This window comes from Stenomitos rutilans (genome assembly GCF_059505485.1).
Genome location: NZ_JCACKR010000116.1, coordinates 130,256 through 143,953, shown reverse-complemented (window position 1 = coordinate 143,953; position 13,698 = coordinate 130,256). Strand labels below are relative to the sequence as shown.

The following is a 13,698-nucleotide window of genomic DNA, read 5'->3' as shown; positions in this document are numbered from 1 at the left end:
AAATCCCCGTCGCTTAAGCGCGGGGAGTGTCAAAGAGTGCTCCAACATCACTCGAACTTGACAGGCAGCCGCCCGCAATTCAACCTGGCATCGTTTATTTGACCGATCGTGCTGTTACTGCTCAAACACCGAGCTTTCGCTTTGTAGGCCGCATCATGTCGCCCAGTGGCGTGAGACATCCGCTGGATATGGTCTGTTCCTTGACCAGCCTTACCTGCCGTCAACGGGTAATCCGCGAAGAGTTGGGCGACGGTTGGCAAGTGCTAGAAGTGCAACTGACCCGCGACAAGTTCTAATTCTTTTCCCTGTTGATGCTCGTCAAAGGCGATCGCGCTTAAATTACAGCGGTAGTTGAAGCAAAGCCCACCTCATTTATGGGTGGGATGTAGCGTTAGCGCTTTTAAGCGCCGTCACCCTTTCCCTTGAGCTTCAATGTATTTCTGAATGGTACTGCTAGAGACGTTGCCAGCCGTAGAGACGAAATAAGCTCTCGTCCACATACTCGGCAATTTCATCAACTCAGGGAACGCTTGCCTAAGATAACGCGCCGTCCGTCCTTTAATGCGGTGCATCAAATCAGATGGCGCGAAAGTTGGCGGGCAATTTAGAAAAAGATGAACGTGTTCAGGTTCCACCGCAAGGCTCAAAACCTCGCAGTCTAATTCCCTGCAAGCGTCATGGATCAATATCTCTAACCGTTGCTTGATACTGCCCGTCAGAACTCTTCTGCGTCTACGGACAATCCAAACAAAGTGATAGTTGACCAGCGAAACCGATGTGATCTTATGTCTATAGTTGCTACTCATAGACACATTGTAGTACAATTGTTTGCATGAAGACTCTGAAGTTCAAGCTGTACAACCACAAGCGGAATCGGTATCTCAAGCGCGTCATCAACGTCGCTGGGATCATCTACAACCGCTGCATCGCGATTCATAAGCGGTACTACCGGATGTATGGCAAGCACTTGAACTGTGCGAGGCTTCAGGCTCATATTGCCAAGAAACGCAAGCGAATTGCCTTCTGGCAGCAGGTCGGTTCCCAAGCGGTGCAAGACATCTGCCAGCGGATCGAGAAAGCCTATCAACTGTTTTTCAAGCACCACACCAAAGGAGTCAGACCGCCCAACTTCAAGAAAGTCAGAAAGTATAAATCGTTCACCCTCAAGCAAGCTGGCTATAAGTTTCTGGGTGGCAATCGCATCCAGATCGGCAAGCGGGTGTATCAGTACTGGAACTCCAGACCCATCGAAGGCACCGTCAAAACCGTCACCATCAAACGCACTCCGTTGGGGGAGTTGTTTATGGCTGTGGTCGTTGACACTGAACCTGTCCCACAAGTTAAGGTCGAGTCGAGTCGTGTCGCTGGCTTTGATTTTGGGTTGAAGCGGTTTTTAACGTGTTCTGAGGGTTTCAGCCTTGACGCACCAGAGTTCTTCAAGCAATCTTTGAATGCCGTGAAGAAGGCTAACCGTGAGCTTTCCCGTAAGGTGAAAGGTTCGCACAACCGCGAACAAGCACGGCTTAACCTGGCACGAAAGCATGAGGACATTGCTAACAGACGGTCTGATTGGTTCTGGAAGTTGGCTCATCGACTGACAGACCAGTTTGATGTCTTGTGCTTTGAAACGTTGAACCTGAAAGGGATGCAACGTCTGTGGGGGCGCAAGATTAGTGATTTGGCGCTGGGAGAGTTTTTGCAAATTCTAGAGTGGGTTGCCAAAAAGAAAGGCAAGCAGGTTATCTATGTAGACCGCTGGTATCCATCCTCTAAGACCTGCTCTCATTGCGGTCATGTGCTGAAGTCTCTAGACCTTTCTACCCGTTGGTGGCGTTGTCCTGAGTGCCATGCGGGACATGCCCGGGACGAAAATGCTTCAGTAAATATCAAAAAGGTTGGGAGTTCAACCATAGGCTTAGGCGATGTCAGACCGGCTTTGCCTGCTATCGCTGTCTGAAGCCTGAATCCCACTCTCTTTAGAAGTGGGAGTGGCTCAATTAGAAAAAGGAAGAACAATCATGGGCTACAGAGTTAAGTACGAAGGTCAAACCGTCACTGATGGCATGTCATTCAAAGGCGCAACACGTCTTGCTACCGAGATGAACGGCGAAGCTGGGAGCCAAGGTCAGCAGCCAAAGTACGAAGTCTCGCTCAACAGTGAGGACGGACGAGAAGAAAGAGACGAGGACGGTGGCGTTGATGTGCGGGGACATGCACGCCGTCGCTGGTTCTAGCTCCCTTCCCTGTTGATAATCGGTTTTGGCGATCGCTCCTCCTGCAAGACTTGCGATCGCCTGAATCACCCACTACTAATAGGAGACTCGCTTTGATCGTATCAACTTTGTTTACGCTCTCGTTGTCTGTTGTTTTGAACGTCAAACCCTGCACGATCGCGGGGTGCGGTGGCTGCTACCGTAACGGTCGTATTGGCCGCGTTGTTAGCAGTGGGGATTACCAGGATTGCATCCCCTGCCACAATCCTTCTGAGCAAGAAATTGCAGCCGTTGATGTGCCGCCAGAAAAAGGAGGACACCGCAAGCTGATGGCGGACTTCGATCCGGGTCGCGTTGGTGGGCCCGGTCGATCGAGTGGCTCTGGTACGCGCAACGCTTAAACTCGGTTCGTCGTGTGTTCTTTCTGTTGAACGATAGCCTTGGAGCAAAATTATGGGTTGGAGTATCGGTTACGATTCAACTTTTACGCGGTTCATTGGCTATGCCGTGCCCGCAGTTTGTGATCATCCGGGATGTGAAGAAGAAATCGATCGCGGCATCAGTTACGTCTGTGGCGGGGAACCATACGGCGGCAATAAAGGATGCGGTTTACATTTCTGCATGAAACATGGTGGTGGATGGCTTTGCGAACGCTGCGAAGAGAACCAAAACAAAGAGTTTTATGAGCTGAAGCCATCCTTCGAGCCAAAGCCAGATACAGAAGAATGGGTTAAATGGATCGCCACTGACGACTCATGGAAGCAATGGAGAGAGGAAAACGAAGTCAAAACAATTGCTGAAATCAGAGAACTTGAACGGCGACAAAAAGTAGAGCATGGTTTTTGGCTCAAACTACCGTAAGAGAAACGGCATCGATCTAGGGCGTGTTAAGGCCAATGAAGCAGCAGAAGCTGCCAAACCAATGCCGTCACGCTGTCGGTTTTCCTGTGTTCCTTCGTCACCTAGAGATCATGAATTATTCAGAACCGGACGCTCTGACCCAGTTAGAGCAAAAACTGGACAACTTTCACCACACCAGCCGATCGCAGTATGCCAATTACCTGGCGTTGCTCAACTCAGCCGAGAACTACACCCGCAAAGGGCAACCTGTACCCGATCGCATCAGAGTAGCGATCGCCGCTCGTTTGGCTTACCTGAAACGGTTGCAAGATGTGAGCGATCGGTTGCTGGCACAGAGCCTGATTTTGGCAGAAGAACTAACTACAACAGCGAAGGAGGTTTGAGGATCAATGCATGGATCGAGACGAGGTGCAGGCGTGTGGTGAGCAAATGCGAGACTATCACAAAATCATCGACTATTGGATGGAGGTACAGATCGATACCATCCCCTCTACCGCAGCAGTGAAAGGGACGCTTACCAATGTTGCAGCTCAACTCAAAACCTGCACTTCTTGCAGTGGCAGCGCGATCAAGGCTTGCGATCAGGTTAAAGCCGATATCCAGGAGGCTGAGAAAGCATTGCAACCCTAATCAAGCTGCTGCTGCCTCTAGCAAACGCCGATCAAGCTGCTGCTGCCTCTAGCAAACGCTAAAAGCTGACGAATCGTTTCAAAATCGTCGGGTGTTTGGTTGGTCATAGTCGTCGGTAAACCTCGCGGCGATGTCCCACTCTAACGACAGAAATAACGAGCCTGTCATCATAAATTTCATAGACTAGGCGATAGTCTCGCACACGCAGACGATACGCGTTGTCCTCACCCTCTAATTTGATCACCCCAGGAGGTCGCGGGTTTTCAGCTAGTGCGTCGATTTTAGGCTTGAGCTGCAACTGGATGTCTAAGGGCAACGCTTTAAGCTCTTTTGCTGCCCTTTTGATGAACTCAATGCGGTAAACCACTACAAGCCGATCTCCGTTTTAAGTTCTTCCCAAGACACGGTGCCTTCAGTCTCCCTTTCTTGTCGGGCAGCACGAATAGCCTCTAAGTCTTCGCGTAGTTCGATCGCGTCAAGGTGTCGATCGGTTAAATACTGCACATAGTGTAGCGCCTCTTCGAGCACCGAATCCGGCGCTCGATCGAGCGCTTGCAAAAGCTGCTCTTTAACAGTGGTCATGGTCGGGTGTCTTGGTTGGGTGTCGTAACCGTGCGAGCGGCTGCATGAAAATACAATTCAGTGCTCACTGCCATCTTATAACCGTTATAAGATGGCAGTCAGTTGTGAACATACTCCCATCGCCGCTCTTTGTTTTTTGAAATGAGACTACCATCGATAGCAAAGCAATTCTAAGATAGCGAAGGCAACTGTCAGGAAAGCTAGGACGTGACACATACAATCAAACCGCCGTGTGATGAAGGAGTTATTCGTTCAAAAAAACCTTCTACCCCTTGTCGGCAAAATGCTAGAGCATGGGTGCTGGCGGCTACAATTCTTGGCTCTAGCATGGCTTTCATTGACAGTACGGTGGTGAATGTGGCTCTACCCGTATTGCAAACAGGCTTAAAGGCAACGGTTGCAGATGTGCAATGGGTGGTAGAAGCGTATGCTCTATTCGTAGCGGCGCTGATCCTGGTCGGTGGTTCGTTGGGTGACCATTTTGGACGACGACGAATTTTTATCTTAGGCGTGGCACTTTTTGCGATCGCCTCTGCTTGGTGTGGCTTAGCTCCCACGATCCAGCAACTGATCATTGCTCGTGGCATTCAGGGCATCGGTGGAGCGTTGCTGATCCCTGGCAGTCTAGCAATTATTGGTGCTTCCTTTACCGATGCACAACGCGGAGCCGCCATCGGGCTATGGTCGGGGTTCACAGCCATGACTTCAGCCGCTGGCCCCATACTTGGTGGGTGGTTAATTGAAGCTTTATCGTGGCGTTGGATCTTTCTGATTAATCTGCCGCTAGCAGCCATTGTCATTCTAATTAGCCTTTGGCGTGTTCCCGAAAGCCGTGATGCTGAAGCCTTGCAGTTGGACTGGCTGGGAGCACTATTAGCGATCATAGGGTTGAGTGGCATGATTTATGGCTTGCTAGAGTCTGCCAGTATGGGGTTTAATCTCTTTGTTATAAGCGCGCTCACGGTAGGGGTAGTAATTTCAGGTCTCTTTTTTTGGGTAGAAGCTCGCCTCGCTTCGCCCATGCTGCCGTTAGCCCTGTTTCGTTCTCGTACCTTTAGTGGTGCCAATCTGCTCACCTTTTTGCTGTACTCTGCCTTAGGCGGTGCATTGTTCTTTCTTCCCTTCAATCTCATTCAAGTGCAGGGCTACTCAACCACAGGTGCTGGAGCCGCTCTCGTGCCCTTTCCGATCATTATGTTTCTCCTCTCACGGTGGTCAGGAGGACTGGTTGATCGCTACGGTGCCCGACAACCGTTGATTATTGGTACAGCGATTGCAGCAGTTGGTCTCGGCTTCATGACACGCCCTGGTATTGGTGGTAGCTATTGGACTACCTTCTTTCCCGCCGTCGTCATTTTGGGTTTGGGCATGGCAATCTGTGTGGCTCCTCTAACGACTGCGGTGATGAACGCTGTCGATGGGCGTTATGTGGGAGTCGCCTCAGGGGTTAATAACGCTGTTTCTCGGATTGCTAGCCTGATGGCAATCGCTGTCTTTGGTCTGGTGATGCTAAATCGGTTCAACCACAGCCTGAACCAACGTCTTGTACCACTACAACTACCTTCAGAGGCACAGCAGTTTTTAGACACCCAACGTATCAACTTGGCGGCAGCAAGCATCCCTCCCGGCTTGCGGGCTGAAGTGGCAGCCGCCTTGAAAGCGGCGATCGCCGCAGCGTTTTTAGATGGCTTTCGTTGGGTGATGTGGCTGTCGGCGGGCTTGGCGATCGCAAGTGCAGTCACCGCAGCGTTGATGATTGAGCAGCGTGAGAAAATAAGCTCATGAGTTGACATACTCCCAACGCTGTCTTACAGATGGCACTGGGAATAGATAATGTTGCAACTATGCCGTACCCTGTGTAAAGTTACGGCTACAGAAGGAGATAGAAGTGAAAACCAATTCGTTGAGAATCAATCAGATCTCTGAGTCAGCTTACGAACGTTATCTTCAGTATTTACAGGCACTCGATAGCTTGGATATAGAAGCTTACGCTAACTTTCTAGCAGATGATTGTGAAGTCCAATCTAACAATAGTCCTCCGATGAAGGGCAAGGAAGCGATTACGCAAGGACTTGGCGCTTATTGGCGAAGCTTCAAGGCGTTAGAACACGAACTTCTAAACATCTACGGAACCGACCAAAACTACGTTTTAGAAGCCATCAATCATTACACTCGTTTAGATGAAAAGAAAGTTTCTATCCGGGCAGTCGCTTTCACGGATCTCAATGAAGCTGGTTTAGTAAAATCAGTGCGTTTCTATACAGATACAACGCCTGTTTTTGCGTAGTCGCTGCATGATTAAGTCACGATGACATATTGTCAGCACCGCTCTGTTGGTGTGACTTCCTTAGCTCGGAATGCTGACCGCTCCTGCAAACACCTGCTCCAGGATTGATCGCGGGTAGATGTTGACCTTACCGAAGCGAGGATCGGTAATCTGCTCAGTGACAACTCCCGCCGCTAACCGCAGAGCGGTGTAACGAGGGCTTCCAATCTCACAATTGAAAAATGCTGCTTCACAGGCAGGGCAACCCCTAAGCCTCCACAGCCAGCAAACGCTAGTCCAAGCGTCCGTTGTACTCGATTCAAGATGTTAATGCCGCTATTCCAATCTCGGTCAATCACCAGCCCACAGCAACAGCTATGCACTCGATCTTTCAGCATTTTTTCAACCCGTTCACCGCAACTCGAACATTCAATACTGGTGCCCCTAGCGTCGCCTTCTATTGCCCACTTGCCGCGTTTGACCGCTACTGCTTGCAGGATGTTCAGGAATGCGCCCCAGGCGGCATCCAGTATCGATTTTGCCAGTCGGGTTCTGGCAAGTCCTTTGATGTTCAAGTGCTCAAACGCTATCAAGTCATACAAATCACAAAGCCAGTGTGCAACCTGGTAGTGAAAGTCTTTGCGTTGACGGGCAATGTGCAGATGCAGCTTTGCCACTCGATTTGCTTGTTTCTGGTAGTTGTTAGACCCCTTTTGCTTGCGGGAAAGTTGGCGCTGTTGACGGGCTAATTGCTTTTGCGCTTTCCGGTAAAACTGCGGAATCTGTACTGCTTGACCATCTGAGGTTGCCAAAAACTTTTCTAACCCAACATCAATGCCAACTACTGATTTGATTGCATCGACAGGTAACGGTTCTGGAACCGTCCCGTCCTCCAAACTGAGGCTGACATACCAGCCATCCGCTTTATGCAAGATAGTAGCTTGCTTGAGGTTAAAACCGTTCGGGATTGAGCGGTGCAAAACCACTGCCATCTCACCGATTCTGGAAAGCTTCAAAGTATTTCCGGTTAGTGTTGCTCCCGCTTTAGGGCAGTTCACACGCGGAAAGGTAAACGAGCAAATATCACCTCGTTTCTTGAAGCGCGGCATGCCGCCACGTTTTCCGTTTTTGTCGGGAAGCAGCCAGCGCTTCCAGGCTTTGTCCAGTCTCATTAAATTCTGCTGCTGGCAATCGGAATAGATGTCTTTGTATTCCGGGAACAGTTCTTTAGTCGTGCGTAAATCCGATGCTTGAGTATAGTAATCAACCTTTTCAGAAACCTCACCAATCGGCTCAGAGACAAGACTGCATCGGTCAATCTGGCAACGGGTACGTCGCAGCCAGTCAAGCCTTTGACCGAGCGCATAGTTCCAATGCCGCCGCAGTAACTCGCCCCAGAGCGCCATAATTGCCGCCTGTCCCGGAGTGGGGTTGAGTTTGTACTGGTATGTGAGTAGCATTGTACTAGTCTAACATTAGTGCAATGAAGTACAACAAAGGCTATCGCTGTGTTTACAAGCTCAACATACATTTAGTGCTTGTAACCAAGTACCGAAAAAAGGTCATCAGTCAAGCCATCCTAAATCGACTGGGAGAGATCCTCAAGGCAACCTGTCAAAAGTGGCGTAGCAAAGTAATTGAGTTCAACGGTGAAGCTGACCATGTTCACCTGTTGATTGATTATCCACCTGATGTTGAAGTGAGCAAGTTGGTCAACAACCTAAAAACTGTGTCCAGTCGTTTAATTCGTAAAGAGTTTGCAGAAGAACTTGATCAGGTCTACCGCAAGCCTGTGTTCTGGACTGGAGCTTATTTCGTAGCATCAGCCGGAGGTGTAACCCTTGAACAACTTAAAGCGTATGTGGAGCATCAACTTTCGCCCGCCGACTAGCTTGGCACTTTCGGGGGTATCGAACCCCGAAAGTGCCGCTCCTATCCCCCATCACCGCCAAGCTTCGCTGTGGCGGGAGTACCTCGGAGGCTTTGATGGCTTCGTCCTTACCAAACATTAATAAACCCGCAATCGTTAGCCCTTCATCTTGAGTTTGACGATCCTTACGCCATCCTCCAAGTTTTGTAAGCAACCCTTTCAAGTCCTCTGCCAACCAAGGATGTGCCGGAGATCTCGCAGAAAATCGCTGCCGATATTGCTGCAAACTAAGCGGATCTAAATCGTCAAAGTTGAAATTCTCAATAATAAGACTGTCTGCGGGTTCTTCTGCCTGATCAGCCAGCATTCTTCCGACTTCATCAGGAGAGCAGCGGTAATCTCCTTCATAATTTCGACGATACGTGCCAAATAGTGGGTTTTGTCCGGTATAAATAGGACGCTGCCTTCGAGTAGCTCTAGGAACTCTAATCACTAAGACATTTCTCTCTTCAGCACCCAATAAAGTTACGTCTTCATCGTGCAATAAGTTATAACTGACTTTCCCTCTGTTATTGATAGTGTCCCAAAAGGCTTTTTTGATTTTAGACGGATTCTCCAAGCCCTCAATAGAGAACTCTTCTCCTTCTTGCTTGACACCCAAAACAATGACACCACCACCAGTGTTAGCCATAGCGCTGTAAGTGTCCCACAAAGCTCCTGGCAAACCTCCTTTAGCAGACTTAAACTCCCAGTCTTTCTCCTCACCAAGGCTTAGAGCTAGTAGGAGCGCTTGCACATTCATATCTGTCTACCCTTTCTCAAAAACTGCTTTGAGCGCCGTAAGCGTGCGGCTAGCGATATGTCAACGAGCGTTTAAGACGTTCGTTGGTTAGTCTTTTTTCTTGCCCTGTGGTCGATCGCCTTCGCCCTCAAGTTCGCCGCTCTTCTCAGCCTGCTTCGCAATTTCTTCCATGCAAGTTTCGATTAGATTGCTTAGCGAACGCTTACGCGCTTTGGCTAAACGCTCAAGCTTTTCCTTCAGATCCTCCTCCAAGCAGAGTGACACCCTCCGAATCTCTCCTACAACCGCCGAACCATTCAGCGGTGGATTAAACCAAGCAATGAGAGCATCTTCAATCTCTCGTAACAGCGCTGGCTTGTCAACGGACAAGTAAGCTACGGATATGCTACCGAGGTTCTTCAGTTGTTTGTACCGATGATGCTGTAGCCATCGCTTCTGTAGATTACCAGTGCCGCCTATGCACTGAACAACACCTCGGCTATCGATCGCGAAGTAGATGCAAGGGGATGTGGGTAGTTGCGATCGCTGTTCAAGCGGTAAAGATGGCAAGGACAGAGGATCAAGAGTGGATGGGTTAAGCATTACTCTCCTCCTCACCCGCGTCTCGTATTTTCGGTTCCGAAAACTCGGAACGCGGCTTACTAAAATTTCCGGGATTGCCGTGTCCGACATCAGTAACCACGATATCGGTGTCAGCGTCTTCTAAGCTCTTCACATGAGTGGATTGAGCAAACGATCCGGGCACAGGCGCATCTGTATCATCAACCACCTCCTCCATTAGCAAAGCTATTTGAGATGAAACAGAGCGGCGCTGTTTATCGCAATACTTTCTAAATCGCTCTAGCAGACTTTCTGGAACTGTTATAGAAGTTCTAGCCATCTTCTCTTTACCTTCCGGCATACAACAACCCCAAGCGACAACATCAGTATCGCTTGATTAATACTATCGTAGCACAAGTATTACTCAATATGTTGACAAGCATACTCAGTATTACTAAGATAGTGACATAGAGAAACCGCTGCTCTCTCCGACCAAGAAGTTCACAGCGGCTCTCTAAATCCCCTTCTACAAAAGGATCTGCACTCATTATGACTCAAGCCGTTCTCAACGCTGACCCATTCCTCCTCACCAGCAACGAGTTAGCCACCCGTTTCGATGTCACCCTGCCGCGTCAGTACATCCATCGGGTGACGTTGATTAACCACAAGCTCGATCGCTCCATGAAGCTAGATGTGGTGACGCTCTCAGAGGGCTTTTGCGACGTACTACGTGAAGTCGCTTATCTGCGTAACCTCTACAAGCTGACAGGCTACACGCTCGATCCTGAGTCTGAAATCGAGCAGCTTACTACCCCGTTCTAATCCTTCTACCTGCTGCAACTGGGGAGCCTTCTCCCCTTCTTTTCCCACTGCACATTTAGAGGACTAGAACGATGGCTAACACCTACCATTTTCCGCAGCCGCATTATGAAACAGGGCAACACGTCCAGTCAGCAGCGGGTGAGTGTGGCGTGATCACGGCTTTTACTTACACGACTGATGCCGATGGTTGTCGCTTTGACCCTGGCTTTAACTACCACATCGATTTCTATCAACCTGTCCAGCTTAGCGATGTGTTGCACGAAAGCAAGGTTTTCCCGCTAGACGAAAGAGGCGCAATAGAGCGCCTGATTATAGCCATCCCCGCCGCCGTACCAGCCCCTAAGTTCAAGCTCTTTGAGTCGGTCTACTACGGCAAACATAAGGGCACGATCGTGGGTATGGCATACGAGAACCCCTACGAGTCGTTACGGCATAACTCACGACCTGGATGGCGTTATGACTTGAGTTATTCGCTCGGCAAAACACCGCTAGAGGCAGTTTATGTGGACGAGGACGACACGCTCATTTACGAAGACTCGCTGAACCGCTGCCGCTGCGAGGCGAAAAAATGATACAGAAGCGATCGAAGCATCCGCTCTACGACACATGGTCTGGAATGATTCAGCGCTGCACTAATCCTGCTCACCCAAGCTACAAGCACTACGGCGGCAGGGGCATTAAAGTTTGCCCTCAATGGCGCAAAAGTTTTGCGGTTTTTCTGCAAGACATGGGTGGCAAGCCATCGCCACAGCACACGCTTGAGCGCAAGAATAACGATGGCAACTATGAGCCAGGTAACGTTATTTGGGGAACATGGGCAGAGCAAGCAAGAAACAGGCGAAACAACAGACTCTTAACATTGCGCGGCGAAAGCAAGACAATTGCTGAATGGGTCGAGCTTCGCGGCATTCCTAGAGATGTTATTAAAACACGCCTGAAGGCTGGCTGGGCTGAAGAAAAAGTTCTGACAGTGCCAGTGTGTGTGCAAGTACGCAAAAGCCGTCCACCCAGCCTCGTTAAACACCCGTTTGGGCTAGTTTTTTGACTGTTCAATCGAAGCTGCAACAGACATCGCCAATTTTTGAGCGGCTTTATAGTCGTACAGATGTACCACTCAAAACCTTTGTTGATGTATAATTTTTGACTCAGGTGAAGAGTTAATGGCGGTGCATCAAGCCCTTAAACCCTTCTAGTCAAAGCATAAACATGTCTCAGATACAACCGAACATGCAAATGCCCCGGTGCACAGTAACATTATCAGGCACGATCACCCAACAATGGGAACCAGATGAGGCAGTACCACTCTGTCTGCACAAACCGATCACCAACTGGATACCACTAGAGCAATGGTTGAAGATCGTCGCTGCTGCCAAAACGCAGGGCACCGTCAAGCTGCGGTACGTGGCTAAGCCGATCGGACGTGACCAAGTGTTAACTATCAATGCCCGGTGGCAATTTCAAGATGATTGTTTGCACGGAACGCTGCTAGTTGCTGACCCTGTGACCGCAATCACGGCGATTGCTGACAATAGAACTGATAGCTGCTCAAAGTTAGGGCAAAATGACAATATCAATCTAAGTGTTCCTGACCTAATGACCCCTGAATTATTGCGCCTAGCCGCTCAGAACGCTTTCAAGCGCTTACCGCTATTGACGCATAAGGAAATCCTGGAGCGCAGTGTCCTGGAGCCGTCCGATAAAATTCGGATTTATTGTACGTCCAAAGAAGACGCAATCGCACTACATGAAGGTCGTTGGGATATAGCAGAATGCGCTTTTTTGCTGTATCCACAGACTAACTTTGAGTTTTATTATCAGGTTAAGGATCAAGTCCCTTGCCTGTACAAAGCGTTCTCTGCAAAAGAAGCATTACTGGCAGGGCGACTACAGCGCAGGGAAGTGCAGAACATGATTGAACAAGTAAATGGAAACGGTCATAAGAAAGAGTTGTTATTACCAGGTGATCTAACTTTCACCGAAATATACAACAGCATCTTACACTCGCCGGATGTAATGACATTGGTGACAGAGGCAGAAAGTAAACCGATTATTGTTTCGCGCCAATATGCCAAGTTGACCGAAAAAACAATCAGTTACTGGGTTGGAGCAGGCTCAATCAATAAGGCAGGTTGGGCACCAGGTGAGCTTGAAAAAATGCAGACCTATCTTGAGCGAGATGGTTTTTTACAGAACTACGAATACAAAGCTTACTTACATGATTACGATGAAGTAACGAATTGGTACACATCATTCCAGCGTATTTTCTGCGACGGTGAATGGATGCGAATTGCCAAAGTCCTGGACATTGCTAAAGCCAACATGACAGTTGTCTAATCTGATTAACTTTGACTTGCTTTACGCCGCTTCTGCTGAGGCGGCGTTTTCACGTTTTTAACAATCTGTGGCTCTACTTGCTCTAAGATTTCGAGCAGATCTTCTCCTTCGTAAACCCGCCCTTGAAAATCTTTTAGCAAGCCTTGAAGCGCGATCGCTACTCGGTGGCTTGGCACCTTCTGACCTGCTGCCACTGCTCTAAGACAAGGTAATTCAATCTCGCATTTGACCGATATCTCTTCAAGGGTCATCTTTTGCTCGACTAGCACCGTGCAGAGCGAACGACTAAATTCTGCCGCCACCTTGTTAATAGGAGTAATGTGCTGCAAGTTATCCCTAGCGATGAGAGCCAAACGATCAGTAATTGCTTGAAGGTATTTAGAAAGGCTTTCCACTGGCGCTGCTGCGATGCACAGCAACGCCTTAGACTCCCCCAAGCTTCTATCCTCTAAATTGTCTGAAACCTCTTTGCCGTAGAAATAAGCTTTTGTTTCTTCTAAGGTCATACCGTCCAGGCGGCCAAGCGCCTCAATCATGAGGAAATCTCTCGTGGCATTAGTTCCCCGCAACCAATTCCTAAAACCAGATTCTGAAAGGTTGAAGTGCTCACGTGCAAACGCTTCAATGTCTTCACTGTTCTTCCTTGCGTCCCAGATACGAAGCACAAGCTTCCTAAACCGATCGTTAAAAACAGCATCATCTAACATTTTCGGACTCAAAGACTAACTTCACTCTAATTGTAGGTCAGATCACTGAACTGAGCTTAGTCGATTTGTTT

The 13,698-nt window shown here is 49.0% G+C and carries 22 protein-coding genes; 14 read left to right on the top strand and 8 right to left on the bottom strand.

Annotated elements, in window-relative coordinates:
• Window positions 1–26 precede the first annotated feature (26 nt).
• On the top strand, window positions 27–296 hold the full coding sequence (locus AC5JLP_RS24335) for a hypothetical protein (protein WP_496070414.1): 270 nt from the start codon (window positions 27–29) through the stop codon (window positions 294–296).
• A 114-nt stretch (window positions 297–410) separates the two neighbouring features.
• Here AC5JLP_RS24335 and tnpA (AC5JLP_RS24330) read toward each other — a convergent pair whose 3' ends face one another.
• The gene (tnpA, locus tag AC5JLP_RS24330; protein WP_496070413.1) at window positions 411–806 is read right to left on the bottom strand and encodes an IS200/IS605 family transposase; all 396 of its coding nucleotides are present in this window, start codon (window positions 804–806) and stop codon (window positions 411–413) included.
• A gap of 26 nt (window positions 807–832) precedes the next feature.
• Here tnpA (AC5JLP_RS24330) and AC5JLP_RS24325 point away from each other — a divergent pair, with 26 nt between their 5' ends.
• The 6 genes from AC5JLP_RS24325 (at window position 833) to AC5JLP_RS24300 (ending at window position 3,704) form a co-directional block, all read left to right on the top strand.
• Window positions 833–1,957 (top strand): RNA-guided endonuclease InsQ/TnpB family protein, encoded by a 1,125-nt coding sequence (locus AC5JLP_RS24325; RefSeq protein ID WP_496070412.1) that lies wholly within the window; start codon window positions 833–835, stop codon window positions 1,955–1,957.
• A gap of 61 nt (window positions 1,958–2,018) precedes the next feature.
• Complete coding sequence (locus AC5JLP_RS24320; protein WP_496070411.1) at window positions 2,019–2,234, top strand: hypothetical protein; 216 nt, start codon at window positions 2,019–2,021, stop codon at window positions 2,232–2,234.
• Window positions 2,235–2,326: 92 nt separating this feature from the next.
• Complete coding sequence (locus tag AC5JLP_RS24315) at window positions 2,327–2,614, top strand: hypothetical protein (protein ID WP_496070410.1); 288 nt, start codon at window positions 2,327–2,329, stop codon at window positions 2,612–2,614.
• A 52-nt stretch (window positions 2,615–2,666) separates the two neighbouring features.
• Window positions 2,667–3,074 carry a hypothetical protein gene (locus tag AC5JLP_RS24310; RefSeq protein WP_496070409.1) on the top strand — a complete coding sequence of 136 codons (408 nt, stop codon included), beginning with the start codon at window positions 2,667–2,669 and terminating at the stop codon, window positions 3,072–3,074.
• A 110-nt stretch (window positions 3,075–3,184) separates the two neighbouring features.
• Entirely contained in the window at window positions 3,185–3,457 is a 273-nt protein-coding gene (locus tag AC5JLP_RS24305) for a hypothetical protein (RefSeq protein ID WP_496070408.1), read from the top strand.
• 10 nt (window positions 3,458–3,467) lie between these two features.
• A complete protein-coding gene (locus tag AC5JLP_RS24300; RefSeq protein ID WP_496070407.1) occupies window positions 3,468–3,704 on the top strand; it encodes a hypothetical protein in 237 nt (78 codons plus the stop codon).
• Window positions 3,705–3,807: 103 nt separating this feature from the next.
• Here AC5JLP_RS24300 and AC5JLP_RS24295 read toward each other — a convergent pair whose 3' ends face one another.
• Entirely contained in the window at window positions 3,808–4,071 is a 264-nt protein-coding gene (locus AC5JLP_RS24295) for a type II toxin-antitoxin system RelE family toxin (RefSeq protein ID WP_496070406.1), read from the bottom strand.
• Complete coding sequence (locus AC5JLP_RS24290) at window positions 4,071–4,286, bottom strand: DUF2281 domain-containing protein (protein ID WP_496070405.1); 216 nt, start codon at window positions 4,284–4,286, stop codon at window positions 4,071–4,073. Before AC5JLP_RS24290 ends, AC5JLP_RS24295 begins: the two co-directional genes overlap by 1 nt.
• Before the next feature lie 207 nt (window positions 4,287–4,493).
• On the opposite strand from AC5JLP_RS24290, the gene AC5JLP_RS24285 reads away from it, so the two are divergent.
• Window positions 4,494–6,071 (top strand): MFS transporter, encoded by a 1,578-nt coding sequence (locus AC5JLP_RS24285; RefSeq protein WP_496070404.1) that lies wholly within the window; start codon window positions 4,494–4,496, stop codon window positions 6,069–6,071.
• 103 nt (window positions 6,072–6,174) lie between these two features.
• On the top strand, window positions 6,175–6,573 hold the full coding sequence (locus AC5JLP_RS24280) for a nuclear transport factor 2 family protein (RefSeq protein WP_496070403.1): 399 nt from the start codon (window positions 6,175–6,177) through the stop codon (window positions 6,571–6,573).
• A gap of 173 nt (window positions 6,574–6,746) precedes the next feature.
• Here AC5JLP_RS24280 and AC5JLP_RS24275 read toward each other — a convergent pair whose 3' ends face one another.
• Window positions 6,747–8,012: an RNA-guided endonuclease InsQ/TnpB family protein gene (locus AC5JLP_RS24275; RefSeq protein ID WP_496070402.1), complete on the bottom strand. Its 1,266-nt coding sequence runs from the start codon at window positions 8,010–8,012 to the stop codon at window positions 6,747–6,749.
• A 23-nt stretch (window positions 8,013–8,035) separates the two neighbouring features.
• On the opposite strand from AC5JLP_RS24275, the gene tnpA (AC5JLP_RS24270) reads away from it, so the two are divergent.
• On the top strand, window positions 8,036–8,443 hold the full coding sequence (gene tnpA / locus AC5JLP_RS24270; protein WP_496070401.1) for an IS200/IS605 family transposase: 408 nt from the start codon (window positions 8,036–8,038) through the stop codon (window positions 8,441–8,443).
• Here the strand turns inward: tnpA (AC5JLP_RS24270) and AC5JLP_RS24265 are convergent.
• The 3 genes from AC5JLP_RS24265 to AC5JLP_RS24255 form a co-directional block, all read right to left on the bottom strand.
• Window positions 8,403–9,224: an AlbA family DNA-binding domain-containing protein gene (locus AC5JLP_RS24265; RefSeq protein WP_496070400.1), complete on the bottom strand. Its 822-nt coding sequence runs from the start codon at window positions 9,222–9,224 to the stop codon at window positions 8,403–8,405. The genes tnpA (AC5JLP_RS24270) and AC5JLP_RS24265 overlap by 41 nt on opposite strands.
• Before the next feature lie 87 nt (window positions 9,225–9,311).
• Entirely contained in the window at window positions 9,312–9,806 is a 495-nt protein-coding gene (locus tag AC5JLP_RS24260; RefSeq protein ID WP_496070399.1) for a ribbon-helix-helix domain-containing protein, read from the bottom strand.
• Complete coding sequence (locus AC5JLP_RS24255; RefSeq protein WP_496070398.1) at window positions 9,799–10,125, bottom strand: ribbon-helix-helix domain-containing protein; 327 nt, start codon at window positions 10,123–10,125, stop codon at window positions 9,799–9,801. The genes AC5JLP_RS24260 and AC5JLP_RS24255 overlap by 8 nt, the downstream gene beginning before the upstream one ends.
• Window positions 10,126–10,313: 188 nt before the next feature.
• Here AC5JLP_RS24255 and AC5JLP_RS24250 point away from each other — a divergent pair, with 188 nt between their 5' ends.
• The 4 genes from AC5JLP_RS24250 (at window position 10,314) to AC5JLP_RS24235 (ending at window position 12,920) form a co-directional block, all read left to right on the top strand.
• The gene (locus AC5JLP_RS24250; protein WP_496070397.1) at window positions 10,314–10,586 is read left to right on the top strand and encodes a hypothetical protein; all 273 of its coding nucleotides are present in this window, start codon (window positions 10,314–10,316) and stop codon (window positions 10,584–10,586) included.
• 71 nt (window positions 10,587–10,657) lie between these two features.
• Window positions 10,658–11,158 (top strand): hypothetical protein, encoded by a 501-nt coding sequence (locus AC5JLP_RS24245; protein WP_496070396.1) that lies wholly within the window; start codon window positions 10,658–10,660, stop codon window positions 11,156–11,158.
• The gene (locus tag AC5JLP_RS24240; RefSeq protein WP_496070395.1) at window positions 11,155–11,631 is read left to right on the top strand and encodes a hypothetical protein; all 477 of its coding nucleotides are present in this window, start codon (window positions 11,155–11,157) and stop codon (window positions 11,629–11,631) included. Before AC5JLP_RS24245 ends, AC5JLP_RS24240 begins: the two co-directional genes overlap by 4 nt.
• Window positions 11,632–11,819: 188 nt before the next feature.
• Entirely contained in the window at window positions 11,820–12,920 is a 1,101-nt protein-coding gene (locus AC5JLP_RS24235) for a hypothetical protein (RefSeq protein ID WP_496070394.1), read from the top strand.
• 5 nt (window positions 12,921–12,925) lie between these two features.
• Here the strand turns inward: AC5JLP_RS24235 and AC5JLP_RS24230 are convergent, their stop codons facing one another.
• A complete protein-coding gene (locus AC5JLP_RS24230) occupies window positions 12,926–13,456 on the bottom strand; it encodes a hypothetical protein (RefSeq protein WP_496070393.1) in 531 nt (176 codons plus the stop codon).
• Window positions 13,457–13,698 lie beyond the last annotated feature (242 nt).

Bases quoted from the DNA above. Each gene is read 5' to 3' on its own strand.
- tnpA (WP_496070413.1), bottom strand. From the start codon at position 806: ATGAGTAGCAACTATAGACATAAGATCACATCGGTTTCGCTGGTCAAC.
- AC5JLP_RS24325 (WP_496070412.1), top strand. From the start codon at position 833: ATGAAGACTCTGAAGTTCAAGCTGTACAACCACAAGCGGAATCGGTAT.
- AC5JLP_RS24320 (WP_496070411.1), top strand. From the start codon at position 2,019: ATGGGCTACAGAGTTAAGTACGAAGGTCAAACCGTCACTGATGGCATG.
- AC5JLP_RS24310 (WP_496070409.1), top strand. From the start codon at position 2,667: ATGGGTTGGAGTATCGGTTACGATTCAACTTTTACGCGGTTCATTGGC.
- AC5JLP_RS24305 (WP_496070408.1), top strand. From the start codon at position 3,185: ATGAATTATTCAGAACCGGACGCTCTGACCCAGTTAGAGCAAAAACTG.
- AC5JLP_RS24300 (WP_496070407.1), top strand. From the start codon at position 3,468: ATGGATCGAGACGAGGTGCAGGCGTGTGGTGAGCAAATGCGAGACTAT.
- AC5JLP_RS24290 (WP_496070405.1), bottom strand. From the start codon at position 4,286: ATGACCACTGTTAAAGAGCAGCTTTTGCAAGCGCTCGATCGAGCGCCG.
- AC5JLP_RS24275 (WP_496070402.1), bottom strand. From the start codon at position 8,012: ATGCTACTCACATACCAGTACAAACTCAACCCCACTCCGGGACAGGCG.
- tnpA (WP_496070401.1), top strand. From the start codon at position 8,036: ATGAAGTACAACAAAGGCTATCGCTGTGTTTACAAGCTCAACATACAT.
- AC5JLP_RS24265 (WP_496070400.1), bottom strand. From the start codon at position 9,224: ATGAATGTGCAAGCGCTCCTACTAGCTCTAAGCCTTGGTGAGGAGAAA.
- AC5JLP_RS24260 (WP_496070399.1), bottom strand. From the start codon at position 9,806: ATGCTTAACCCATCCACTCTTGATCCTCTGTCCTTGCCATCTTTACCG.
- AC5JLP_RS24255 (WP_496070398.1), bottom strand. From the start codon at position 10,125: ATGCCGGAAGGTAAAGAGAAGATGGCTAGAACTTCTATAACAGTTCCA.
- AC5JLP_RS24250 (WP_496070397.1), top strand. From the start codon at position 10,314: ATGACTCAAGCCGTTCTCAACGCTGACCCATTCCTCCTCACCAGCAAC.
- AC5JLP_RS24245 (WP_496070396.1), top strand. From the start codon at position 10,658: ATGGCTAACACCTACCATTTTCCGCAGCCGCATTATGAAACAGGGCAA.
- AC5JLP_RS24240 (WP_496070395.1), top strand. From the start codon at position 11,155: ATGATACAGAAGCGATCGAAGCATCCGCTCTACGACACATGGTCTGGA.
- AC5JLP_RS24235 (WP_496070394.1), top strand. From the start codon at position 11,820: ATGCCCCGGTGCACAGTAACATTATCAGGCACGATCACCCAACAATGG.
- AC5JLP_RS24230 (WP_496070393.1), bottom strand. From the start codon at position 13,456: ATGATTGAGGCGCTTGGCCGCCTGGACGGTATGACCTTAGAAGAAACA.